Annotated in this window: 15 protein-coding genes, 2 rRNA genes and 2 pseudogenes; 4 read left to right on the forward strand and 15 right to left on the reverse strand. The window is 45.7% G+C overall.

The genetic code is table 11. The features are described 5' to 3' along the window. Nucleotides 1-4: 4 nt before the first annotated feature. From aroK to SPUTW3181_RS21760, 5 genes and pseudogenes are all read right to left on the reverse strand, one after another. The gene (aroK, locus tag SPUTW3181_RS19965; RefSeq protein ID WP_011791077.1) at nt 5-520 is read right to left on the reverse strand and encodes a shikimate kinase AroK; all 516 of its coding nucleotides are present in this window, start codon (nt 518-520) and stop codon (nt 5-7) included. 216 nt (nt 521-736) lie between these two features. After that, the gene (locus tag SPUTW3181_RS19970; protein WP_011791078.1) at nt 737-2788 is read right to left on the reverse strand and encodes a type IV pilus secretin PilQ; all 2052 of its coding nucleotides are present in this window, start codon (nt 2786-2788) and stop codon (nt 737-739) included. 21 nt (nt 2789-2809) lie between these two features. Next, complete coding sequence (locus tag SPUTW3181_RS19975) at nt 2810-3325, reverse strand: pilus assembly protein PilP (protein WP_025008216.1); 516 nt, start codon at nt 3323-3325, stop codon at nt 2810-2812. Next, on the reverse strand, nt 3325-3951 hold the full coding sequence (locus SPUTW3181_RS19980; RefSeq protein WP_011791080.1) for a type 4a pilus biogenesis protein PilO: 627 nt from the start codon (nt 3949-3951) through the stop codon (nt 3325-3327). The genes SPUTW3181_RS19975 and SPUTW3181_RS19980 overlap by 1 nt, the downstream gene beginning before the upstream one ends. Continuing rightward, a pseudogene (locus SPUTW3181_RS21760) lies at nt 3948-4127 on the reverse strand (PilN domain-containing protein); the annotation flags it as partial. The gene SPUTW3181_RS19980 and the pseudogene SPUTW3181_RS21760, both read right to left, overlap by 4 nt. 106 nt (nt 4128-4233) lie before the next feature. Here SPUTW3181_RS21760 and SPUTW3181_RS19985 point away from each other — a divergent pair. Further along, on the forward strand, nt 4234-5442 hold the full coding sequence (locus tag SPUTW3181_RS19985; RefSeq protein WP_001206290.1) for an IS4-like element IS10A family transposase: 1209 nt from the start codon (nt 4234-4236) through the stop codon (nt 5440-5442). A 13-nt stretch (nt 5443-5455) separates the two neighbouring features. On the opposite strand, the pseudogene SPUTW3181_RS19990 reads toward SPUTW3181_RS19985, so the two are convergent. Together SPUTW3181_RS19990 and SPUTW3181_RS19995 are read right to left on the reverse strand one after the other, a co-directional pair. After that, nucleotides 5456-5869, reverse strand: a pseudogene (locus tag SPUTW3181_RS19990) (PilN domain-containing protein); the annotation flags it as partial. After that, on the reverse strand, nt 5857-6936 hold the full coding sequence (locus SPUTW3181_RS19995; protein WP_011791082.1) for a pilus assembly protein PilM: 1080 nt from the start codon (nt 6934-6936) through the stop codon (nt 5857-5859). The pseudogene SPUTW3181_RS19990 and the gene SPUTW3181_RS19995, both read right to left, overlap by 13 nt. A gap of 188 nt (nt 6937-7124) precedes the next feature. On the opposite strand from SPUTW3181_RS19995, the gene SPUTW3181_RS20000 reads away from it, so the two are divergent. Further along, nucleotides 7125-9644 carry a penicillin-binding protein 1A gene (locus tag SPUTW3181_RS20000; RefSeq protein ID WP_011791083.1) on the forward strand — a complete coding sequence of 840 codons (2520 nt, stop codon included), beginning with the start codon at nt 7125-7127 and terminating at the stop codon, nt 9642-9644. Between the two features lie 82 nt (nt 9645-9726). Here SPUTW3181_RS20000 and argH read toward each other — a convergent pair whose 3' ends face one another. From argH to argC, 5 genes are all read right to left on the reverse strand, one after another. Next, on the reverse strand, nt 9727-11094 hold the full coding sequence (gene argH, locus SPUTW3181_RS20005) for an argininosuccinate lyase (RefSeq protein ID WP_011791084.1): 1368 nt from the start codon (nt 11092-11094) through the stop codon (nt 9727-9729). Between the two features lie 92 nt (nt 11095-11186). Next, nucleotides 11187-12410 carry an argininosuccinate synthase gene (locus SPUTW3181_RS20010; RefSeq protein WP_011791085.1) on the reverse strand — a complete coding sequence of 408 codons (1224 nt, stop codon included), beginning with the start codon at nt 12408-12410 and terminating at the stop codon, nt 11187-11189. A gap of 59 nt (nt 12411-12469) precedes the next feature. Beyond that, a complete protein-coding gene (locus tag SPUTW3181_RS20015; RefSeq protein ID WP_011791086.1) occupies nt 12470-13375 on the reverse strand; it encodes an ornithine carbamoyltransferase in 906 nt (301 codons plus the stop codon). 12 nt (nt 13376-13387) lie between these two features. After that, a complete protein-coding gene (argB, locus tag SPUTW3181_RS20020; RefSeq protein WP_007644494.1) occupies nt 13388-14170 on the reverse strand; it encodes an acetylglutamate kinase in 783 nt (260 codons plus the stop codon). 31 nt (nt 14171-14201) lie between these two features. Continuing rightward, nucleotides 14202-15182 (reverse strand): N-acetyl-gamma-glutamyl-phosphate reductase, encoded by a 981-nt coding sequence (gene argC, locus SPUTW3181_RS20025; protein ID WP_025008223.1) that lies wholly within the window; start codon nt 15180-15182, stop codon nt 14202-14204. Nucleotides 15183-15805: 623 nt separating this feature from the next. Here argC and ppc point away from each other — a divergent pair. Both ppc and SPUTW3181_RS20035 read left to right on the forward strand, forming a co-directional pair. Then, a complete protein-coding gene (gene ppc / locus SPUTW3181_RS20030; protein WP_011791088.1) occupies nt 15806-18475 on the forward strand; it encodes a phosphoenolpyruvate carboxylase in 2670 nt (889 codons plus the stop codon). After that, nucleotides 18475-19020: a DUF1439 domain-containing protein gene (locus tag SPUTW3181_RS20035; protein WP_011791089.1), complete on the forward strand. Its 546-nt coding sequence runs from the start codon at nt 18475-18477 to the stop codon at nt 19018-19020. The genes ppc and SPUTW3181_RS20035 overlap by 1 nt, the downstream gene beginning before the upstream one ends. Before the next feature lie 90 nt (nt 19021-19110). On the opposite strand, the gene SPUTW3181_RS20040 is transcribed toward SPUTW3181_RS20035, so the two are convergent. The 3 genes from SPUTW3181_RS20040 to SPUTW3181_RS20050 form a co-directional block, all read right to left on the reverse strand. Then, the gene (locus tag SPUTW3181_RS20040; protein ID WP_011791090.1) at nt 19111-20385 is read right to left on the reverse strand and encodes a CinA family nicotinamide mononucleotide deamidase-related protein; all 1275 of its coding nucleotides are present in this window, start codon (nt 20383-20385) and stop codon (nt 19111-19113) included. 218 nt (nt 20386-20603) lie between these two features. Beyond that, nucleotides 20604-20719: ribosomal RNA gene (rrf, locus tag SPUTW3181_RS20045) — 5S ribosomal RNA — on the reverse strand. A gap of 180 nt (nt 20720-20899) precedes the next feature. Then, nucleotides 20900-23792 (reverse strand): 23S ribosomal RNA (locus tag SPUTW3181_RS20050). Nucleotides 23793-24060: the final 268 nt, after the last annotated feature.

The following is a 24060-nucleotide window of genomic DNA, read 5'->3' on the forward strand; positions in this document are numbered from 1 at the left end:
CTGCCTAGAAACCTAACTTCTCAATGATCTGATTTGCAACGATTTTTGCACTTTGATCATCGGTTTTAACGATCACATCGGCAATTTCTTCGTATAACGGGTTACGGATCTCTGCAAGACTCTCCAGCACTTCTCGAGGATCATCTACTTGCAATAACGGGCGTCGCTTGTCTCTTTGAGTACGAGCGACCTGTTTGTCGATAGTGGTTTCCAGATAAACAACAATCCCACGGGCAGATAGATGATTACGGATATCTTTGCTTTGTACTGAACCACCACCGGTGGCAAGGACAATACCTTGTTTTTCAGACAAATCAGCAATAACCTGAGCTTCACGGCGGCGGAAACCTTCTTCGCCTTCGACGTCAAACACCCAAGCAATATCAGCGCCTGTGCGTTGCTCAATCTCTTGATCTGAATCGTGGAATTCTAAATGCAGCATTTGCGCCAGATGGCGACCAATTGTGCTTTTACCTGCGCCCATAGGGCCTACCAGAAAAATATTACGTTTTTCAGCCATTTCTTGTACGTCTGAATCTTATTGAAAAGTATGCCGATATCGACTCATGATCAAGCCGACCTATATGTTACCTTGCTCTTATGAGACTTGACCGCGGATTATCTCAGTTTAAGGTCTACTATGGCAAGTCATGTGCGCTATTTATACTAAGAATTGTATTTCAGATACGGTAAAGCCAGCAAGTGTTGCTGGCTTTATTCAAAGTACAACAGCGAGTTAGAGCTTTTCATCCACAATTTTAGGTGTCACAAAAATCAGTAGCTCTTGACGCTCATTTTTATCTGTTGTGTTTCTAAACAAAAAACCTACTAGGGGAATATCGCCTAAAACAGGCACTTTGCTAACGCGACTGATAAGATTCTGTTGGTAAATACCACCGAGCACGATGGTTTCACCATTATTAACCAACACTTGTGTACCGATACGCTGAGTATCAATCGCAACCGCAGGCCCTGTGGATGTAGGAACCGTTTTTCCTTCAGAATCTTGCGTGATTTCTAAATCTAAAATCACTCGATTATCAGGAGTGATTTGCGGTGTCACACGCAATGATAACACGGCTTTTTTAAAGGTGACGGATGTGGCACCACTTGAGGTTGATTGCACATACGGGATTTCAATCCCCTGCTCAATGTATGCCGCTTTTTGATTAGAAGTCGTAATGCGTGGACTAGCAATAATTTCGCCTTTATTTTCTTGCTCAAGCGCACTCAGCTCGAGATCTAAAATAGTACCGTCGGCTAATTTGGCAACATGGAATGCAATGCTCGCTGCACTATCAACTTGTGCAGGTAAATTGACGTTTAGTCGATCACCAATACTAGGAACAATACCATTGGCGATATCTTGAGCGCCTTCTAAGGAACCTGATGAACCTTTATTGCCTTGCTGATCGGTTATGCCCCAGCGTATACCTAAATCTTCTGACACATTATCTTTAACTGTCACCATACGTGACTCAATCAACACTTGGCGGATCGGAATATCCAGCACCTCCACTAAACGATGAATATTTTCTATGATTTCAGCGGTATCTTTTACAAGTACAGTATTTGTCCGTTCATCTACGGCCACTGAACCCCGTGGGGATAGCAGACTCGAATCCGCACTCTTAAGTAATTCAGCTATATCAATCGCTTTGGCATAATTGATCTGTAAATATTCAGAATAGAGAGGAGCTAACTCTTTAACCTCTTGTTTATTCTTAAGGTTTTGACTCTCTCGGATGGCCAGTTCCTCACTTGGAGCCACCATTAAAATGTTACCTTCAATACGCTTATCTAGTCCCTTAGTTTGTAATATTAAATCTAATGCTTGATCCCAAGGTACATCATCAAGTCTAAGGGTAATATTGCCCTCAACAGTATCACTGGTCACGAGATTGAAATTATTATAATCAGCAATAATCTGTAGTACTGTTCGAACAGAAATATTTTGGAAATTAAGGGATAAGGTTCTTCCGTTGTATTTTTTTACTTCTTTTGTTGCTGCAACCCGCTCAACTTTATTTATTGAGAGTCTAAATATATTATCTTCCTGTTTATAATTGAAATCGTAGTTACCTGAAATATCAACTAATATTCGCGTAGTTAAATCTTCCTTGAAGGTTTCAAAACTTTTTACTGGTGTTGAAAAATCCTGCACATCCATCACATAAAGCAGATCATTATTAATGTCGGTATTAAATAACTTTATCTCAAGCTTAGCGCCAATTTGTTCAACATTGGCAGCGACTGAGCGATTATTTAAATAGACTAGTAATTCGCCACCACCATTTGCATTACGGCGAAAATCGATATTTTTAATGCTATTAACAAAAGGATTTTCACTAAATGGCTTTGCACTAGCGACTTCATCATTGATCGTTAAACGGTAAGAGTTACCTATCACAGCACCTTGATACGGCTTCACTTTAGATAAGCCTAAGGCAACTTTTAGTTGAGAATCCTGCTGTTCTGTTCTTATTTCATTTACACCCACTTGATTAATGGGCAAGCGGTCTTTAGATAAACCCGAAATACTATTATCGAATATTAAAACCAACTCGGCTGGCGATGCATTAGAATCAATGACTGGTGGCATTACTGCATCTTCAAAAACTAACTCAACCTCTAACTGACGATCAACTAAAGCATGATATTTAACATCTAATAATCGATTGGCAGCAAAACTCGATGGCAATATGCCAAATACGAATACGATCCCAATAACAGGCTTAATTAAACCTGAGAGTATTAATGGCATTTTGATCGCAGCAGAAGATTTCATTATTCCTTCATCCTTCGCTCGTTATTCTCCGGAAAGTTCTAATTTATTGAGTCGTTCAGACCAACAACCAGAACCATCAGGAATTAATTCTATTACTTCAACAGCTTGTGAAGTCACCTTGGTTACACGCCCATTAAACAATCCTAAGTACTCGCCGACACCGATACGATATACACTGGCGTCATTTGTTTCGATAAGTGCCCAAGTCATATCTGCCTCGCTTAAGGTGCCGCGCATTTTTAAATTATCAATGGCATAGGTCTCTAAGCGACTTTTACGACGTTTTAAATCTGGTTGTAAGCAGTTCTTGCTAGTATCAACCACTTCTTCCGTTAACTCACGAGAAGGTGGAACAAAAGGGCTTCGCAGCAACTCAGCTTGATAAGCAAAATGTTCAAACTTTGGAGGTTCTTTTAGCGCCGGTATATGAGCAACATGCTGTGCCTTAGTCGTAGTAACAAATAGCTCTAAATCACTACGATCACCAATACAACCCATCAAAAAAAGGCTTAACACGAGTAAGGGAAATAATTTCATCATTTTTTACCCTTATTATCCGATGTCTTTTCGGGTGGTAATTCAGCTCCTTCCTTAAAGCGATAGGTTTTTGCTAAAATATCCATCGCTAAATTACCTAAGTCATCCCGTTTAATCGTAAAATCGTGAAGACTAACAATTCGTGGTAATTTTGCGACACCACTGACCATATTGCCCAGCTGGTGATAATCCCCAGTGACAGACATTTTAATAGGAAACTCAATATAAAAATCACGCTGAATTTCGGGTTCCCAGTTTAAACTCTTAATTCTTAATCCTGCATCCGTTGCGACAAAAGTCAGATCATCGAGCAAACCTGGCATTTCATTTTCAGACGGTAACATTTTAAGCAATTCAGCAAATTGCACTTCCATGATAGCTAACTGTTCGCGATAGAGTTTCAAATTTGCCGCAAGTTGATATTTATTTTTAAAGTCATCCCGTAACTGCACCTCTTTATTTTGCTCCGCGCTATACAAATCAACAGCATCTGCTATCACAAGAAAATAACCCGCAGCAAAAACACAAAGCGCTAATAATATTGCAAAAAAAGTTTTTACTTGATTAGGCCAACCACCAATATTCTCAAAATCGATGTCATTAAACTGACTAAGATCGAGTTTCATTTACTCGCTCCTTGCGCCACTTTTACAGGGTCATCAGCAATCGCACTTTTAACACTCACTCGTAAATTAAACCGCTGTAATTGTCTTAATTCATCATCTTGGGTCACGATAGATTGCATATTCGGATCGGTTAACCATTCTGATGCTTTAACTTTACGCATCATATTCGCTACGTTCTGAAGAATCCCCTGATGATTTACAAATAAATCATCAAATTAGGGTGGAAGCGCATCTTGTTGCATGATCAAATGGTTTCTCCAAAAACTACACTTGGACAACAAGATGCGCGAAGCCAATATCCTACAACATTCTTTACACCAATACTGCCCAGAACTTCACCTAAAACGATTAAACAGCTTGATGCTGGCCTCTAAGGCACTGATTGAATGTAAGACACTGACCTTGACTGAGTTAGGTCGAAATTTACCAACCACGGCCCGAACCAAGCACAACATCAAGCGCATTGATCGTTTGCTCGGCAACACGCATCTGCATCAAGAACGGTTAGCTGTCTACCAATGGCATGCCAGCCTCATCTGTTCTGGTAACCCTATGCCGATTGTGCTCGTCGATTGGTCAGACATCCGAGAGCATAAACGCATCATGGCTCTGCGCGCCTCAATAGCCTTCAATGGCCGCTCTATTACCCTGTATGAGAAGTCCTATCCCCTATCAGAACAATGCTCTAAGGCCTCCCACAACGGTTTTTTAGCGGACTTAGCCAAGATTTTACCTTTGCATGTTACCCCTCTCATCGTGACTGACGCGGGGTTCAAAGTGCCTTGGTACAAAGAGGTTGAGGCGCATGGTTGGTTTTGGCTAAGCCGTATTCGCGGTACAGTTCAATTTGCAGATATTGGCGCTGAAAATTGGCGTGCAGTTCGCAGTACACATGACTTGGCCAACGGTCAAGCGAAGAGCCTGGGTTGTAAGACCTTGACCAAAACTAACCCTATCAATTGCCATCTCACGCTTTATCGTAGCAAACCTAAGGGGCGTACAAATCAGCGTTCAACGAGGACTAATTGCCACCATCCATCGGCAAAAACGTACTCAACATCGGCGAAAGAGCCTTGGGTGTTAGCCAGCAATTTACCACCAGAATCTCGGAGCCCAAAGCAGCTGGTAAACCTGTACGCCAAACGTATGCAAATAGAGGAAACCTTTCGTGACCTCAAAAGCCCGGCATACGGCTTTGGCTTACGCCAAAGTCGTACCAACAGTCCAGAGCGATTCGACATCATCCTACTGATAGCGTTGATGGTTCAATGCCTGTTGTGGCTAGTTGGTTTACACGCACAGCAACAGGGCTGGGATAAGCATTTTCAGGCCAATACCATTGGGCATCGAACGGTACTCTCAACGATTCGCTTGGGATTGGAGGTACTCAGGCGGCCTGATTATCAAATCACGGAGAAAGAATTGCTGGCGGCCTGGGTATTATTCGCCAATCAGTTGCTCAAATATGGCTATGCTATGGCTGATTTATGAGGGGATCCTTCAGCGCTACGTTATTGTTGGATTCACTCCGACCTTCAATGAGTAATAGACTGCCCTTTTTCTCAATACTTGAAAGATATATTCCAGCGGGTACTACACGCACTAACTCATCTAAAACATGGGTTGGTAAATTACGAGATTGTTGGAGGTTAAGAATAATCTCGGTACGACGCTCTATGTCTTTTTTCCGCTCGGTGATCTTTTTAATTTCAGCGATTTGAGTTTCAAGTAATTGAATTTCTGATTGTAGGTAAGCATTTCGCCCACGCTGCTCATCGGTCATCATTTCAAGCAAAGACAAGGCGATATACACTAGAATAGCCGCGCCTAAAAAAACCAGAGCCAAAATACCGATATAGTCACGTTTGTGCTTTTCTCTTGCCTCTTCACGCCAAGGGAGTAGGTTTATGTTCGCCATTGACCGTAACTCCTCAGTGCTAAGCCGCAGGCAACCATATATTTACTGATGTTAGGTTGCAGGATATGTTTGATTGATTCGTCTGCGTGTAAACATCCTTGAAAAGGATCGGCGATGATAGTATGAACACCTAATTCATTAATTAATAAATTAGCCATTCCTTCCAACTTAGAGGTCCCACCACATAAAACCAGATAATCGACTTTATCTCTACCGCTGGATGTACAATAGATTTGCAGCGTGCGTTTAACTTGTTGTAGTAGCTGAGTTTGAAAAGGTGATAACACTTCAAACATATAATTACGTGGTAAGTCACCTTCTATCTTGGCTTTTTCCGCTTGTTCATAGGACATACCATAAAAGGACAGTATTGACTGAGTAAACAACTCACCACCAAAGGCTTGTTCACGAATAAAGGTTGTTTCACCAGACTCTACTACAGAAAAAGTCGTCATATTGGCGCCAATATCAACCAGTGCAACGGCTTTTTGCCTCGCTCCTTCTGGTAACTGACCTAGGATTAACTCTGCAGAGCGCCCAAGTGCATATCCCTCAACATCAACAACTTTCGTCTCAAGTTCAACCGTATCTAATGCATCGACTCTGACATCTATATTATCGGTACGACAGGCGCTCAATAGCACATCAACCTTAGAAGGATCGGTACTATTTACATTGAGGGTTTCAAAATCAATGCTCACTTCATCCAGGGAATAGGGAATTAAGTTATCGGCTTCTATTTCTATCTGGGCTTCCATTTCTTCCTCGCTCAGCGAAGCATCCATATAGATAACTTTTGTCATCACTGCTGAACCAGATACAGCAACAGCCGCATATTTCACCGATTTAGGTAAGATACGCTTCACTTGCCTTAAACATTCAACAACGGCATCAACATCACGAATATCATGATCGTTGATGGCCCCCTTTTTTACAGGGACCGCTGCATGACTGAGTATTTTGTATCCATCAGCAGTCTTACCCAGCAAAATGGCCTTAACTTCATGTGAACCAATGTCGATTCCCACCATCTGCGGAGCCTGACGCTTCCATAAATTTGAAAGCATAGTCCGTTGTCACTTTTTAGTTATCATTCCGTTAAAGAGATTAGCACAAAATCAATTTGTTATACTTATTTGAATAAAATGTTTCAATATTTTACACAGGCTATTTTATGAACATCACGTTTTTACTTCACCAAGACGTGCGCGCCTTATATACTGTCGCACTTAACTGAACATTAGGAACAATTTAGGTGAAGTGGTTAAAACGTATTGTTATAGCTCTATTTAGTCTAGCCCTTCTGGGTGTAGGCGCCATTGTTGCAGCATACTTTTATGTTTTGCCGGATTTGCCGGATGTTTCGACACTAAAAAATGTGCAATTACAAACACCTTTGCGCATTTATAGCAGCGACGGCAAGCTCATTTCTCAGTTTGGTGAAAAGCGTCGTATTCCATTAAAGTTGGAAGAAGTCCCTAAACCGCTGTTGCAAGCCTTCCTTGCAACAGAGGATGCACGTTTCTATGAACACGGCGGAATCGATCCTGTTGGTGTTATTCGTGCTGCGGTCGTCATGTTAACTACAGGCGAAAAGAAACAAGGTGCAAGTACGATCACTATGCAGGTGGCGCGTAACTTCTTCTTAACCCGTGACAAAACCATTATTCGTAAAGTGAAGGAGATTTTTATTTCCTATCACATTGAGCAACTGCTAACCAAAGATGAAATCCTCGAACTCTATGTTAACCGCATTTATTTAGGTCAAAGAGCCTATGGTGTTGGCGCTGCAGCTCAAGTGTATTTTGGTAAAAACGTACAAGATCTCAGCCTATCCGAAATGAGTATGATTGCGGGTTTGCCTAAGGCTCCCTCAACACTTAACCCTATTACGTCACATTCACGCGCATTGGCTCGCCGCAATGTGGTGCTAATGCGAATGAATGAAGTCGGTTACATCAATCAAACTGAGTACCAACTGGCTCTGCAAGAACCTTTAGTCGCTAAATACCATGGCGCTGAAATTGATCTCTATGCGCCGTATATTTCGGAAATGGCGCGGGATTATATGGTACAAAAATATGGTGAAGAAGAAGCCTATACCAATGGGTATAACGTCTACACCACGATTTCATCGGATCTGCAGTTACTCGCACAACAAGCTTTACGTAATAATGTATACGCCTACGATGAACGCCATGGTTATAGAGGTGCCGCAGCAGTGCTGTGGACAGGAACCAGGCCAGATAACACCCAAATTCAAGCTGAACTTGCTAAGATCACGCCTGTACAGGAATTACACCCTGCTGCGGTGTTAGGTCTTAATGGTCAGCAAGCAAGCGTATTAACCGCCAAAGGTGAAACCAAAGTCATCAACTGGGATGGATTAAAGTGGGCGCGCAAATTCATTACCGATAAACGTCAGGGTAGCGTTCCTAAAACGGCTGCTGATGTGCTAAATGTGGGTGAACGTATTTGGATCCGCGATAACGGTCAATATTTACAGTTGTCCCAAGTACCAGAGGTTGCGAGTGCCACTGTATCACTCGATCCACAAAATGGCGCTATTCGTACCTTGGTTGGTGGCTATAGCTTTAGCCAAAGTCAATATAACCGAGTGACCCAAGCAAAACGTCAATTAGGCTCAAACATCAAACCTTTCATTTATGCTGCTGCGTTAGAGAAAGGCTTTACCTTAGCAACCTTAATCAACAATGCGCCAATTAATAAACCCGATATCAGCCAAGGCACCGCATGGCGGCCTAAAAACTCGCCTGATATCTATGGCGGCCCAACTCGTTTACGTGTGGGTTTAGCACAGTCGATCAACGTAATGTCAGTTCGTGCGATGCGCCATATTGGTTTAGATGCTGCGATAGCTGAACTGGTAAAATTTGGTTTTAATCCAAACGATCTACCCCGCAACGAATCTTTGGCCTTAGGTTCTCCTTCGGTAACTCCACTACAAGTTTCTACTGCGTTTAACGTATTTGCCAATGGAGGCTACTTAGTTGAACCTTTCTATATTGACCGTGTAGAAGATTCTTTTGGCAATGTCATCGAGAAAGCAAATCCAACCTTAGCTTGCAAACCAAGCAACACAGCGGCCCCGCAGTCAAATGACCCGATGAATTTTGGCAATGCAGATTTAGCAACAGACGAACCTACTGCATATTGCTTTGGACAAACAGGCCGTTATGCACCACAAATTATTTCTGAACAGGTTGCATTTCTTATTACTGAAGCCCTGAAGAGTGTTATCTGGGGTGGCGGCGATTGGAGTAAAGGCACTGGCTGGCAAGGTACGGCTTGGCGTGCTGCGCAGTTGATTAAACGACACGATATTGCAGGTAAAACAGGTACAACTAACGAATCACGTGATACTTGGTTCAGTGGTTTTAGCCCTGCACTTACCAGCACTTTCTGGGTTGGATTTGATGATCATGGTAGACAATTAGGTAGAACCGCTTGGAATGCCAATGGCGAAAAAGATCAAATCACGGGAGCAGAAGCTGGAGCAAAAACCGCAGGGCCAGGCTGGAACGAGTTTATGAACGGTGTCTTAAAAGGTACACCTGAAGCAACTTTGATCCCACCTGAAGGTATTGTCTCAGTACGAATCGATTTAGCGACAGGTAAACTCACCCGAAAAACTGACTATACCAGTGCGTTCGAGTACTTTATTTCGGGTACCGAACCGAAGGAATACATCAGTGAAACGCAAGATGAAAATAGCCTCTTTATCGAATCACCAACGGATGATTTATTCCAATAGGCTTCATCTTTTTTGTGATAACAATGAATAACCAATAAAAAACGCGACTTAGGGTCGCGTTTTTTATTGTCTTAAGCATGCCTTAGCGTGCTTTCTTGGCAGCAATAGCCTGTTGAATTTGTGGCAAAGCAGTACCGCCGAGTACATCGCGTTTCGCCAAACAGGCTTCAATAGTCAGGTTGGGATAAACATCCTCCTCAATGATAGCGGCAAAAGTTTTTAATTCGGCCAAGGAGAAATCCTCGAGCGGAATTTGCTTCGCTATCGCTGCTACGACGACTTCACCCACTACGTGATGCGCCTCTCTAAAAGGCATACCTTTAGATACTAGATAATCGGCCAATTCAGTAGAGTTGGCATAACCTTGCTGCGCGGCTAACAGCGCATTAGGACGATTAACCTTCAAGCCAGATAACACTAACACCGCCATATCGAGGCAAATTGCCCAGCTATCGACCACATCAAACAGGCCTTCTTTATCTTCCTGCATATCTTTATTGTACGCCAAAGGCAGCGCTTTCATCGTAGTGAGAATGCCCACTAAGCTGCCATAAACCCGGCCGGTTTTACCACGGATAAGCTCTAATGCGTCTGGATTTTTCTTCTGTGGCATCAGGGATGAACCCGAGGTCACTTCATCACTCAGGGAAATAAAGTTTGCTTCACCTGAGTTAAAGAAAATCAAATCTTCAGCCATACGGCTTAAGTGCATCATGCTGATTGAGGCGGTTGAACAAAGCTCTACCACGTGATCTCTGTCTGATACGCTATCTAAGCTATTCAGCGTTGGCGAAGAAAAGTTCAACGCTGCAGCCAGTGCATGTCGATCCATTTTGTAGGCTGTGCCAGCAAGGGCACCCGAACCTAATGGGCAAGTATTCGCGCGAGTTAACGCATCGGCTAAACGGCTGATATCCCGCTCAGTCATTTCCACATAGGCCAAACACCAGTGACCAAATGTCACAGGTTGCGCGCGCTGCAAGTGAGTGTAACCGGGCATTACCGCATCAAATTCACGCTCAGCCAACGCCAGTAATTCAGCATGTAAGCCTTGAAGGCGCGCGAGTAATGCTTTGCCTTCGGATTGACACCAAAGCTTTAAATCGGTGGCAACTTGATCGTTACGGCTACGGCCAGTGTGCAGTTTTTTACCGAGATCGCCCACTTTAGCAATCAAGGCCGACTCGACGAAACTGTGAATATCTTCGGCGCCCGAGGTGAGAATAATCGCTGGATCGCCCTGCACTTCCACCAGCAAGTCATTGAGTGCTTTTTTCAAGTCACGGCATTCAGTTGCGGTGATAATACCCACGCTGGCAATCGCATCCGCCCAAGCAATAGAGCCGACCACATCTTGCTCAAACAAACGGTAATCCACTGGCAGTGAATCGTTGAATAATTTAAATAGCGCGCTGGTTTCGCCCTGAAATCTTCCACCCCATAAAGCCATGCTCAATCCCCTCGGTCACTGCTTTTAATACGTTAAAGCCATTAAAACTTAAGATATAAAAAAGGGCGCTAGGCGCCCTTTCTGTCTGCCTATTACTTAGCGTTGAGCGCGCGGATGCGGCTCGCTAGTGAGTACAGGCGGATAAAGCCTTCTGCGTGTTTTTGATCGTACACTTGGTCTTCACCGAAGGTCGCAAACGCTTCAGAGTACAGACTGTTTGGCGAGCGCTTCTTAACGGCAATCGCATGACCTTTGTAGAGTTTAACCACGACTCCACCGTTAACAGACTCGGCTAATGACTCAGATGCTGCCAGCAGAGACTTACACAGCGGCGTGAACCAACGGCCGTCATACACTAGATGCGCCATTTGTGCGCCAACCTGCTCACGCCAAGTACGGCTGGTTTTATCCAGTACTAACTCTTCAATCGCGCGCAGCGCCGCGAACATTACTGTGCCGCCTGGTGTTTCGTAACAACCACGAGACTTCATACCCACTAAACGGTTTTCGGTAATATCGATACGACCCACGCCATGGGGTGCCGCAATGGCATTCAGTTTCATCAGCGCAGCGTATGGCGTTAATGCTTCGCCGTTTACTTTAGTCACACGACCATTTTCGACTTCGAGTGACACGTATTCTGGTTGGTTCGGCGCATCTTCTGGATCGGCAGTCAGTGTCCACACACCTTTACTTGGCTCGTTCCATGGATCTTCTAACTCACCGCCTTCATGGGAAATATGGAAGGCGTTAGCATCACGGCTATAGATTTTAGTCGCTGATGCTGACGTCTTGATATTGCGCTCGGCTAAATAGTCCAACAGATCCTCACGGCTCTGCATAGTCCATTCACGCCATGGGGCAATCACTTTTAAATCAGGTGCTAATGCGGCGAAGCAACCTTCGAAACGCACTTGGTCGTTACCCTTACCAGTACAACCGTGGCACAGGGCATCGGCGCCCACTTTACGGGCCACTTCAACCTGCGCTTTAGCAATAATAGGACGCGCCATTGACGTACCGAGTAAATAAGTGCCTTCGTAAATCGCACCCGTTGCCATAGTTGGGTAGATATAGTCTTTAACAAATTCTTCTTTCAGATCGACGATATGGCATTCTGATGCACCAGAGGCTAAGGCTTTTTCAGTCAAGCCAACGAGCTCTTCTTCGCCTTGGCCGACGTCGGCGCAAAATGCAATGATTTCGCAGTTATCGTAGTTTTCTTTTAACCAAGGAATAATGGCCGAGGTATCTAGACCACCTGAATAGGCTAAAACCACTTTTTTCACGCCAGTATTTTTGTTCTCGATAGACATCTTAAATTCCTATGACTCGTTTCTCTCAAGGAGAAAACAGGCTGCTAAACAGGGTTAATTTAACTAAATAAGGTTACCAGTACTGCATTTTGGGCATGCATCCGATTTTCGGCTTGTTGCAGAATTAAGGATCCTGCACCGTCCATCACTTCATCTGTTACTTCTACACCACGGTGGGCGGGCAAACAATGCATAAAGAAGTTAGCACCCGCTTTCGCCATCAAGGCTTTGTTGACTTGATAAGGTGCAAACTTATCCTTAATCTCCGCTAATGGAGTTGAATCGCCCATTGAAATCCAAGTATCAGTATAAATAGCATCGTGGCCTTCAATCGCATCGATATCTGAGGTCAGCACTATCTTGCCGCCATATCGTTTGGCGAGCTCTTGCACTTCTGCCACTACGTAGCCATCAGGAAAGTGACCCGCAGGGCAGATCACTGTCATGGTGGCACCGAGAATAGCCGCACAATACATCAGCGAGTGAGTGACATTATTACCATCACCAACATAAGCTAATTTAGCTTTGCTGACATCCTCAAACTGCTCTGCCAGAGTTAAAAAGTCAGCTAAGGCTTGGCAAGGATGATAAAGATCTGACAGCGCATTGATCACAGGCACTGAGCCGAACTCGGCTAATTGTTCGATAGTGGTGTGTGAATAGGTTCTCGCCACAATTGCGTCGGCCCAACAGGACAGGTTAGCAGCAAAGTCAGCAACCGATTCCCGTTTCCCCAGCTCACCATTTTGCTGGTCTAGGTATAAACAGTGGCCACCGAGCTTATTAATACCGATATCAAAGCTAACGCGGGTTCTGAGCGAGGGCTTTTCAAATAACATCACCACACTCTTGCCATCCAGCGCATGACGATACTCTGCCGGATTGGCTTTGATCGTTTTTGCCAAGGCAATGAGATCCTGTAACTGCTGCTGGGTTAAGTCTTTTATCGATAGTAAATGCTTCATAACCTACTCCACTTATGGTTGGATTTGTGTTCCTACGGCTTCACCTTTTGCTAATGCGATTAATTGGCTTGCATCACGCCACGAGGCAACTTGTACCGCCTGCCCCATCCACTGCGCGACTTCGAGCGCAGCTTCAACTTTGACCTTCATTCCTTTTTCGATCACACCTTGCTTAACAAGGTCTGCTATCTGCTTGCCATTTAAACTGTGGATGAGCTGGCCTTTACCATCGAGCACCCCAGAAACATCCGACAGTAGCACTAACTTGCCTCCTACTAACTTGGCTAGTGCCGTCGCCGCTTGGTCAGCATTGACGTTAAGCATTTGACCATCGTCCATCATGGCGATAGAGCTACAAATCGGCATCCAACCTTGCTCAAGGATAAACTTAAGATAAGTGCCATCCTTTGGCGTGACTTCGCCAACAAGGCCTAAACGCTCATCTTTAATCTTAGCCGAAACAGTATTGCCATCGGCAAGGCTCATGCCCACACTCACAATGCCAGCCTTAGTCGCTGCGCCTTGAAGGATTTTGTTCGAAGTGCCCGCAAGTGCGCCGGCAATAATCGGCATTTGCTCGGGCGGAGTCACCCGTAAACCTTCTAACTTGACGGTCTCCATACCGTTTGCTGCTAACTGCTCATCCACCAGACAGCCGCCGCCATGTACCATCAACACTTGCTGACCATTGGCTAACATAGCCGCAGCCGTATCCATCAATCGCGCCATCCCCATTTCACATTGCAGCAGCGCGCCGCCCACTTTAAGCACTAATACTGAGTTGTTTGTAGACATCTTGACGACTCTCTTAAATAAGGATGAACAATTAAAGGTTAAAATGAATCTTTATGCATTGCAGCGCTTGGCTGGCAGCACCTTTCATCAAGTTATCGATGGCACTGGCCACTACTAAGTAACCGCTATTCTCATCAAACTTCCAACCTAAGTGGCAGTTAGGTGTCAGCACCACGTCATCCACTTTCGGGAACTGATTGTGCTTCACGGTGACCAATGGCGCCTTGTCATACACGCTATAGGCCGCTGCCACATCGGCAGTCGTTGTGCCCGGTTTTAGCTGTACGGTAATGGTCGCTAAAATGCCACGTTTAAAGTTACCAAGGTGCGGTGTAAATATCACTTCTTGGCCAAGCTGAGTGGCGATCTCGGGTTGATGTCTGTGGCCTAATACACCGTAGGGTGTCAGGCTCACTTCACAAAAACTGGTGTGTAACTGCGCTTTACGGCCTGCACCTGTTACGCCACTCACCGCATTGATCACCGGATAAGCCGATGTCAGTAAACTCGCCAATGGTTTTAACGCTGTCAACGATGCAGTAGGGTAACAACCTGGCACGGCAATCATCTTAGTCGCAGCGATTTCTTTAGCATTCCATTCGGCAAGGCCATACACGGCTTTGGCTAAAACTTCAGGATATTCATGCTCAAAGCCATACCACTTAGGGTATTGCGCCACATCGCTGAAACGATATGCACCGCTTAAATCGAATACCGCCAAACCTTGTGCATAAAACCAGGCCGCTAAATGCAAGCTTACTGAATGCTCAGTCGCTAAGACCACGGCATCGGCTTCAGCAACGATTTTTGCCTTAGCTTCATCGGACAATGGCGACAGCGTTAATGCAATATGGCTATAGCTAGGGTACAAATCGGCTAAAGGTTTACCTTTATCTAAACTGTTTTCAGAAACATACAAACCCTGAATCGTCAGTTCTGCTTCTGCATGGATTAAAGCGGTCAGTTGCGCGCCTGTGTAACCACTGGCACCAATAATGGCAATATTTTTCATGTGTTTTGTCTTATTAACCGAATCAAAGAAACTTAAAGAATAGATGAATAGCGTACACGCAACCGCGTACATCTATGATGACAAGACTATCGTCGCAGGAAATCGTAATAGATTGTTATTTTATTCACTGTCAGGCTAATACTGTGCATCATGATATTCACTCTACAGGTCACAGGGGGGTGACTCATCTCAACTGATGGCTAGACTACCACAAAGATCTACTTATGCAATATATGTGAATATATATTTTTAATTTATTTTCATATTCCTTACTCTGCAGTGGATTTCATCGGTAAGTTCCTCATTCAGCTAACTCGTTAATAACTCAGTTATCTAGGTCTAATTTGCACCGAAACCAGTCCTTTTTATTAACAGCTAAGATACATGCTTGCAAAGCACAAAATGATGCACTTCATATTCACTTACGCTAATCATCACAAAATATTGCGTGACTTCGCATTTCTATTGAATATTCTTCATCGAATATCGTGATCGGTTGTATATCAGATAAGCCAGTCGTATAAGTTATAAGTTCTGCTGTTGACCATAGCCCCAAGTGATAGGTATTGTGCTAACGAGCTAAATGCACAGCGGATTTTTGTGTTTTTCTATTCGGAGTAACTATGTCAGTAAACGCGGCAGACAATATGACAGATATGTATGCGTCATTAAGATCGAACGTGAGTATGTTAGGCCAAATCCTTGGCGATACTATGCGAACCCATCTTGGGGACTCTTTTCTTGAGAAAGTTGAACAGATCCGTAAGCTTGCCAAAGACTCACGCAGAGGCGATCAAGCAGCCAGAGAGCAAATGCTCGAGTTACTCACGGCACTGCCAGACGAAGAATTAGTCCCTTTTGCAAAGGCATTCAATCAGTTCCTTAACTTAGCCAATTTATCTGAACAATTTCATACTATTAGTCGCAATTGTGACGAGCTTGTCTGCGTACCTGATCCAGTAGAACAACTCCTAGGTCGTATGCTCAATGGTCGGATTGATCAAACAAAGATGCTCGACTGTCTAAAAACACTGGATATTGATCTAGTGCTAACAGCGCACCCCACTGAAATATCCCGTCGCACCCTGATCCAAAAGTATGCAGCCATCGTCGACTGCCTAACAGAGCAAGAAAACGACCAACTGTCGGATAGGGAACGTCAACAGATCAATCTGCGCCTGCGCCAATTAATCGCGCAAATATGGCACACCAATGAGATCCGCCGTGAGCGCCCAACACCTGTGGATGAAGCCCGCTGGGGATTATCCACCATTGAAGAGTCACTCTGGCATGCGGTGCCTGACTTCTTAAGACAACTTAACGACCAAGTGCAGCAACGTACAGGGCAGCAATTACCGATTGATATCGCACCAGTGCGCTTTTCAAGCTGGATGGGCGGCGATCGCGACGGCAACCCCTTTGTTACCTCAAAAGTCACCCAAGAGGTGCTCGATCGTAACCGCCATGCCGCCGCCAGACTATTCTTAAAAGATATCGTGCTGCTGGTCGGTGAACTGTCGATGGAAGAAGCCAATGATGAGTTAAAGGCTTATACCAACAATAACTGCGAGCCCTATCGCCATGTATTACGCTCACTTCGTCAAAGGCTGCGCGATACCATAGATTATTTAAATGCACGCATCGAAGGCCACAATCCTGAAGTCGATAAGTCGAGCCTGATCTGGCAAGAAAGCGATCTCAAAGTACCGTTAGAAATGCTTTATAAGAGTTTAACCGACTGTGGCATGCGCTTAATCGCCAACGGTTTATTGCTCGATATTCTCCGTCGCCTCGCTTGCTTTGGCATTCACATGCTCAGACTCGACATTCGCCAAGACGCTAGCCGTCATAGCGATGTGCTCGCCGAGTTAACTCGTTACCTCGGCATGGGTGATTTCAATCATTGGGATGAAACCGAGAAACAAGCCTTCCTATTACGCGAACTCAGCAACCGTCGTCCACTGATCCCAAGTAACTGGCAACCCTCGGCCGATGTGGCCGAAGTGCTTAATACCTGTCGTTTGATTGCTAAACATCCGGCCAAAGCACTCGGATCCTATGTGATTTCGATGGCGGGTAAACCATCAGATGTCTTAACGGTTTTACTGTTACTCAAAGAAACGGGCTGTTCGCACCCAATGCGCGTGGTACCGCTATTTGAAACCTTAAGCGACTTAAACAATGCTGCGGCATGTATTACTGATTTGCTCGATATCGACTGGTATCGTGGTTACACAAAAGGCATGCAAGAGGTCATGATTGGTTACTCTGACTCAGCCAAAGATGCTGGCGTCATGGCGGCAGCTTGGGCTCAGTATCGTGCCCAAGAACAATTGGTCGCGGTTTGTAAACAAGCGGGTGTCAAGCTCACACTATTCCATGGCCGTGGCGGCAGCATTGGTCGCGGGGGTGGTCCAGCACACAAAGCGATTCTATCCCAACCTCCGGGGTCGGTAGATGGCCGTATTCGTGTCACTGAGCAGGGCGAAATGATCCGCTTCAAGTTTGGCTTGCCAAAACTCGCGGTTCAAAGCTTAGCCTTATATACCTCTGCCGTATTGGAAGCAACCCTGCTACCACCGCCAGAGCCTAAACAAGAATGGCGCAATTGCATGCAACGCATCGCTGAAGAATCCGTGGGTGCATACCGTGGTATAGTGCGAGATGAACCGGATTTCGTGGCTTATTTCCGCGCGGCAACGCCAGAAGTGGAATTAGGAAAACTGCCACTTGGCAGCCGCCCAGCTAAACGTCGTGTCGATGGTGGGATTGAAAGCCTACGGGCCATTCCGTGGATTTTTGCTTGGTCGCAAAACCGCTTGATGTTACCTGCATGGCTTGGCGCCGGTGAAGCACTTCAAGCCGCCAGTGAACGCGGTGAAATGGGTTTACTGCAAGATATGGAGCGGGAATGGCCCTTCTTCAGCACTCGCATTTCAATGCTAGAAATGGTCTACGCCAAGGCGGAACCTAATTTAGCCCGCTACTACGAAACCTGTTTAGTACCGAAAGACTTGCATCATTTAGGCGAAACCTTGCGCCAACGCTTAGATCTGGGCATTAAAGTCGTGCTTGAACTGACAAAATCAGATAGCTTAATGGCGCATACGCCGTGGAATCGCGAGTCTGTTAAGCTGCGAAATCCGTATATCGATCCATTAAACTTCTTACAAACCGAGCTATTAGCGCGGACACGTAAGGAAACAACCGAAACTCCCGCGTCTGAACATGTACAGTTAGCGCTAATGCTGACCATTGCAGGTGTGGCAGCGGGAATGAGAAACACTGGTTAATGAAAAAACTTTCCCGCACGATTTGCTTGGGACTGACTGTACTGCTTGGCGGCTGCGTCTCGCAGTACAGTATCAGCGAGCACGAAATGGAGCAGTACCTCAGTAAAGAGATCCATTTTGAGATTAAACAAGGCAATCAATTCGTTGGCGCAGAAGTGCGCATTAACGACATCAGTGTCAAGCTAGGAGCAAAACCTGACACTATGAGCGTAAGTGCCGCGACTCAAGTATCAATTAAGAATCCGATCTTTCCATTAAGTGCCAAACTCACAACAACTTTCGAAGCCAAGCCTTGGTATGACAGCGCAACGCACAGTGTCTATCTGCGCCAGCTCGAATTAGTCAAAGTGGAATCAACGCCCAAGGATATTGAAAAAGCGATCAGCAGTGCCACACCTCAGGTGATGAGTTATCTAAGGCAATTCTTAGAAAGCCAGCCAGTCTATGTGCTTGATACTAATGATAGTAACCAAGCACTAATGGCAAAAATGACCGAAAGCATTCAAGTTGCCCCTGGCAAATTAGTGCTTAAGTTCACGAAATAATCTGCCATTTTTGTATCTCTGTAGAAGTTAAAATGCTCCCTCGGGAGCATTTTTGTTAATACATTTAGACTGACTTAAGTCTGTAAAAAGTTACTTGCTGAAGCGTCCAATCGACTGATAATCGACAATTACTGCTTCAGCTAAAAGCTCACGTCTTAACATATCGTAGGCCACTGCAGCACTTAAACTGCGCACGAGATCCCGCGAACGTCTAGGTAATTTGATCATCTGACTATAAACTCCATTACGGGTTGCTAGTGCAATGGCAACTGTACCGACTGGTTTATCTTCCGTACCACCATCAGGCCCTGCGATACCACTGGTAGCTAAGGCAAAATCACTATCTAAAATAGCACGTGCACCCTTCGCCATTTCCTCAACCGTTGGAATCGACACGGCACCGTGATCGTCTAAAGTCGCCGGATTAACGCCTAAGACTCGCACCTTGGACTCGTTACTGTAAGTCACTAAACCGTGATGTAAGTAGGATGAACTGCCCGCAAAGTCCACTAATTGACTGGTAATCATCCCGCCAGTGCAAGACTCAGCGACACTGAGCGTCAATCCAGAATTCAGCAGCCTAGAATGGATTTCTTCAGCAAGCGTCGCTTTATCTTCGGCTACAACCGCAGTACCCAGTACCATTTTGACATGCCCTGTTACTCGTGGCAGCAACACAATCGCCTTCTCGCCGCGGGCAAAGATCTTAATTTCAATATGCGGCATAGAGGAGCGATAGCCAATCGTAATCCCCTCGGGTAACTCCAATGGCTCAATTTTATCGGCAAGGGCTGACTCACCTTGGCCAATTGTCAGCAGTTTTTTAAGCGCCACCTTAGCGTCGAGATTAAACTCATCACGAATAAAGGGAATAAACTGCTCTTTAACCATATGCTTCAGTTCAAATGGCACGCCTGGCGTAAAGAACAGCCAAGCGCGATTTAACTTAACCCTAAATCCACAGGCCGTCCCAACGGGGTTATCCACCATAACAGCAGATTCAGGCAGCATCGCCTGCTTTAAATTACTGACGGGCATCTCACGATTATTGCGGGTAAACCAATCTTCTAACTGTTGGCGCCACTCGATATTCTCAACTAAGGACTCTCCCTTAGCCTTGGCCATCGCCTCAGCGGACATATCATCGCTTGTCGGCCCTAAGCCACCATTGACTAGGATCACATCGGCATGCAAGCTGCGCTCTTGGAAAACCGCAATTAAGTCCTCAAGGCGATCGCCCACAGTAACTCGTCTTTGGATCTCAATGCCATGCTCCATCATAGTGCTGGCAAACCAGGCCGCATTGGTATCAACAATCTGACCCGATAGCACCTCTTCCCCAGTACAAATCATCTCTAACTTCATCTCAAATCCTTATCTACCCCAACAAATTAAAACATAAGGTAAGTAACCGCTTAACTAATAGCAATACCTAGGGTAAAACCAGCGTTAAGATAGGTGTAGAAAAATCTGAGCACTATCAGGATAATGATGGGCAAACTGAATAAAATTTGATAAATGACAGATGCAAAAAAGCCAGCTTATTCAGCTGGCTTGGTTACATCTTTACAAGATAATTAGGCGCTTGGCGATGACCTACTCTCACATGGGGAGACCCCACACTACCATCGGCGCGATTGCGTTTCACTTCTGAGTTCGAGATGGGATCAGGTGGTTCCACAATGCTATTGTCACCAAGCAAAAAATTGTCCGGAACAATTTTTAACGCGCTTTAGCGCGGCCCGTTAGGGTCAACTACATGGATGTAGTTGATAAATTCTTATTCCAGTGAATTCGGAAAACTGATTTCTTTGAGTCCACACTTCATTAAGTGTTTATATTCTGTCTAAGGCTTCTTTGTAAAACCCATCTGGGTTGTATGGTTAAGCCTCTCGAGTCATTAGTACATGTTAGCTCAACGCCTCACAACGCTTACACACCATGCCTATCAACGTCCTAGTCTCGAACGGCTCTTTAGTGGACTTATAGTCCAAGGGATGACTCATCTTGGGGCTCGCTTCCCGCTTAGATGCTTTCAGCGGTTATCGATTCCGAACGTAGCTACCGGGCAATGCCATTGGCATGACAACCCGAACACCAGCGGTTCGTTCACTCCGGTCCTCTCGTACTAGGAGCAACTCCCCTCAATCATCCAACGCCCACGGCAGATAGGGACCGAACTGTCTCACGACGTTCTGAACCCAGCTCGCGTACCACTTTAAATGGCGAACAGCCATACCCTTGGGACCGACTTCAGCCCCAGGATGTGATGAGCCGACATCGAGGTGCCAAACACCGCCGTCGATATGAACTCTTGGGCGGTATCAGCCTGTTATCCCCGGAGTACCTTTTATCCGTTGAGCGATGGCCCTTCCATTCAGAACCACCGGATCACTATGACCTACTTTCGTACCTGCTCGACGTGTATGTCTCGCAGTTAAGCTGGCTTATGCCATTGCACTAACCGTACGATGTCCGACCGTACTTAGCCAACCTTCGTGCTCCTCCGTTACTCTTTGGGAGGAGACCGCCCCAGTCAAACTACCCACCAGGCACTGTCCCTAACCCCGATTAGGGGTCTAGGTTAGAACATCAAAACTACAAGGGTGGTATTTCAAGGACGACTCCATCAGGACTAGCGTCCCAACTTCATAGTCTCCCACCTATCCTACACATGTAGGTTCAATGTTCAGTGCCAAGCTATAGTAAAGGTTCACGGGGTCTTTCCGTCTAGCCGCGGGTATACGGCATCTTCACCGCAATTTCAACTTCACTGAGTCTCGGCTGGAGACAGCGTGGCCATCATTACGCCATTCGTGCAGGTCGGAACTTACCCGACAAGGAATTTCGCTACCTTAGGACCGTTATAGTTACGGCCGCCGTTTACCGGGGCTTCGATCATGAGCTTCTCTTGCGATAACCCAATCAATTAACCTTCCGGCACCGGGCAGGCGTCACACCGTATACTTCCTCTTGCGAGTTTGCACAGTGCTGTGTTTTTGATAAACAGTTGCAGCCACCTGGTATCTGCGACTCCCGTCAGCTTAGAGAGCAAGTCTCATCACCAACAGGAGCGTACCTTCTCCCGAAGTTACGGTACCATTTTGCCTAGTTCCTTCAGCCGAGTTCTCTCAAGCGCCTTGGTATTCTCTACCCGACCACCTGTGTCGGTTTGGGGTACGATTCCCGCTAACCTGAAGCTTAGAAGATTTTCCTGGAAGCATGGCATCAACTACTTCAGTCCCGTAGGACCTCGTCATCAGCTCTCAGTGTATAGCAACCCGGATTTGCCTAAGTCACCCACCTACCACCTTAAACGCGGACTACCAACGCCGCGCTAGCCTAGCCTTCTCCGTCTCTCCATCGCAGTTAGCGGAAGTACAGAAATATTAATCTGTTTCCCATCGATTACGCCTTTCGGCCTCACCTTAGGGGTCGACTCACCCTGCCCCGATTAACGTTGGACAGGAACCCTTGGTCTTTCGGCGAGGGGGTTTTTCACCCCCTTTATCGTTACTCATGTCAGCATTCGCACTTCTGATACCTCCAGCGTGGGTTACCCCTTCACCTTCAACGGCTTACAGAACGCTCCTCTACCGCGCAACCCTAATGGGCTGCACCCGTAGCTTTGGTGGTATGTTTAGCCCCGTTACATCTTCCGCGCAGGCCGACTCGACTAGTGAGCTATTACGCTTTCTTTAAATGATGGCTGCTTCTAAGCCAACATCCTAGCTGTCTAAGCCTTCCCACATCGTTTCCCACTTAACATACACTTTGGGACCTTAGCTGACGGTCTGGGTTGTTTCCCTTTTGACGACGGACGTTAGCACCCGCCGTCTGTCTCCCGAGTAGTACTCATTGGTATTCGGAGTTTGCAAAGGGTTGGTAAGTCGGGATGACCCCCTAGCCTTAACAGTGCTCTACCCCCAATGGTATTCGCTCGAGGCGCTACCTAAATAGCTTTCGAGGAGAACCAGATATCTCCCGGTTTGATTGGCCTTTCACCCCCAGCCACAAGTCATCCGCTAATTTTTCAACATTAGTCGGTTCGGTCCTCCAGTTGATGTTACTCAACCTTCAACCTGCCCATGGCTAGATCACCGGGTTTCGGGTCTACACCTTGCAACTAAACGCGCAGTTAACACTCGGTTTCCCTACGGCTCCGCTATTCGCTTAACCTCGCTACAAAATGTAAGTCGCTGACCCATTATACAAAAGGTACGCAGTCACGGTCTCAAGTACCGCTCCCACTGCTTGTACGTATACGGTTTCAGGTTCTATTTCACTCCCCTCACAGGGGTTCTTTTCGCCTTTCCCTCACGGTACTGGTTCACTATCGGTCAGTCAGGAGTATTTAGCCTTGGAGGATGGTCCCCCCATATTCAAACAGGATGTCACGTGTCCCGCCTTACTCGTTTTCATCTACGGTTAGTTTTCGTGTACGGGGCTATCACCCTGTGCCGCTGGACTTTCCAGACCATTCCACTAACACCCCATAGACTTAAGGGCTAATCCCCGTTCGCTCGCCGCTACTAGGGGAATCTCGGTTGATTTCTTTTCCTAAGGGTACTTAGATGTTTCAGTTCCCCTCGTTCGCCTCATGTAGCTATGTATTCACTACATGATGACCGCTTATGCGGCCGGGTTCCCCCATTCGGACATCGTTAGCTCAAATGCTTGTTACTAGCTCGCCAACGCTTTTCGCAAGTTACTACGTCCTTCATCGCCTCTGACTGCCAAGGCATCCACCGTATACGCTTAGTCGCTTAACCATACAACCCAAATGAGTTTCACTTGAATTGTTGCGACCAGCTGGTTTTACTTGTCTCACTTCTGACCAAAGAAGTGGACGCGCCTTAGACTTGAATATTCAAGACACTTAATAAAGTGTTTGAGAACTCAATGTTCAATGCTCTCGCATTAAACTTTTTTCGTATCAACACAACGACAGACATCATTGTGTTTAATACTATCAGCTTTCCAAATTGTTAAAGAACTACATCGACCTGCTAGAGGGATGTTTCGCTCTGACTTCTCGTG

This window comes from Shewanella sp. W3-18-1 (assembly GCF_000015185.1).
GTDB lineage: Bacteria > Pseudomonadota > Gammaproteobacteria > Enterobacterales > Shewanellaceae > Shewanella > Shewanella putrefaciens.

Coding starts and splice junctions, on each gene's coding strand:
- aroK (WP_011791077.1), bottom strand. CDS start 520: ATGGCTGAAAAACGTAATATTTTTCTGGTAGGCCCTATGGGCGCAGGT.
- SPUTW3181_RS19970 (WP_011791078.1), bottom strand. CDS start 2,788: ATGAAATCTTCTGCTGCGATCAAAATGCCATTAATACTCTCAGGTTTA.
- SPUTW3181_RS19975 (WP_025008216.1), bottom strand. CDS start 3,325: ATGAAATTATTTCCCTTACTCGTGTTAAGCCTTTTTTTGATGGGTTGT.
- SPUTW3181_RS19980 (WP_011791080.1), bottom strand. CDS start 3,951: ATGAAACTCGATCTTAGTCAGTTTAATGACATCGATTTTGAGAATATT.
- SPUTW3181_RS19985 (WP_001206290.1), top strand. CDS start 4,234: ATGCGCGAAGCCAATATCCTACAACATTCTTTACACCAATACTGCCCA.
- SPUTW3181_RS19995 (WP_011791082.1), bottom strand. CDS start 6,936: ATGCTTTCAAATTTATGGAAGCGTCAGGCTCCGCAGATGGTGGGAATC.
- argH (WP_011791084.1), bottom strand. CDS start 11,094: ATGGCTTTATGGGGTGGAAGATTTCAGGGCGAAACCAGCGCGCTATTT.
- SPUTW3181_RS20010 (WP_011791085.1), bottom strand. CDS start 12,410: ATGTCTATCGAGAACAAAAATACTGGCGTGAAAAAAGTGGTTTTAGCC.
- SPUTW3181_RS20015 (WP_011791086.1), bottom strand. CDS start 13,375: ATGAAGCATTTACTATCGATAAAAGACTTAACCCAGCAGCAGTTACAG.
- argB (WP_007644494.1), bottom strand. CDS start 14,170: ATGTCTACAAACAACTCAGTATTAGTGCTTAAAGTGGGCGGCGCGCTG.
- argC (WP_025008223.1), bottom strand. CDS start 15,182: ATGAAAAATATTGCCATTATTGGTGCCAGTGGTTACACAGGCGCGCAA.
- ppc (WP_011791088.1), top strand. CDS start 15,806: ATGTCAGTAAACGCGGCAGACAATATGACAGATATGTATGCGTCATTA.
- SPUTW3181_RS20035 (WP_011791089.1), top strand. CDS start 18,475: ATGAAAAAACTTTCCCGCACGATTTGCTTGGGACTGACTGTACTGCTT.
- SPUTW3181_RS20040 (WP_011791090.1), bottom strand. CDS start 20,385: ATGAAGTTAGAGATGATTTGTACTGGGGAAGAGGTGCTATCGGGTCAG.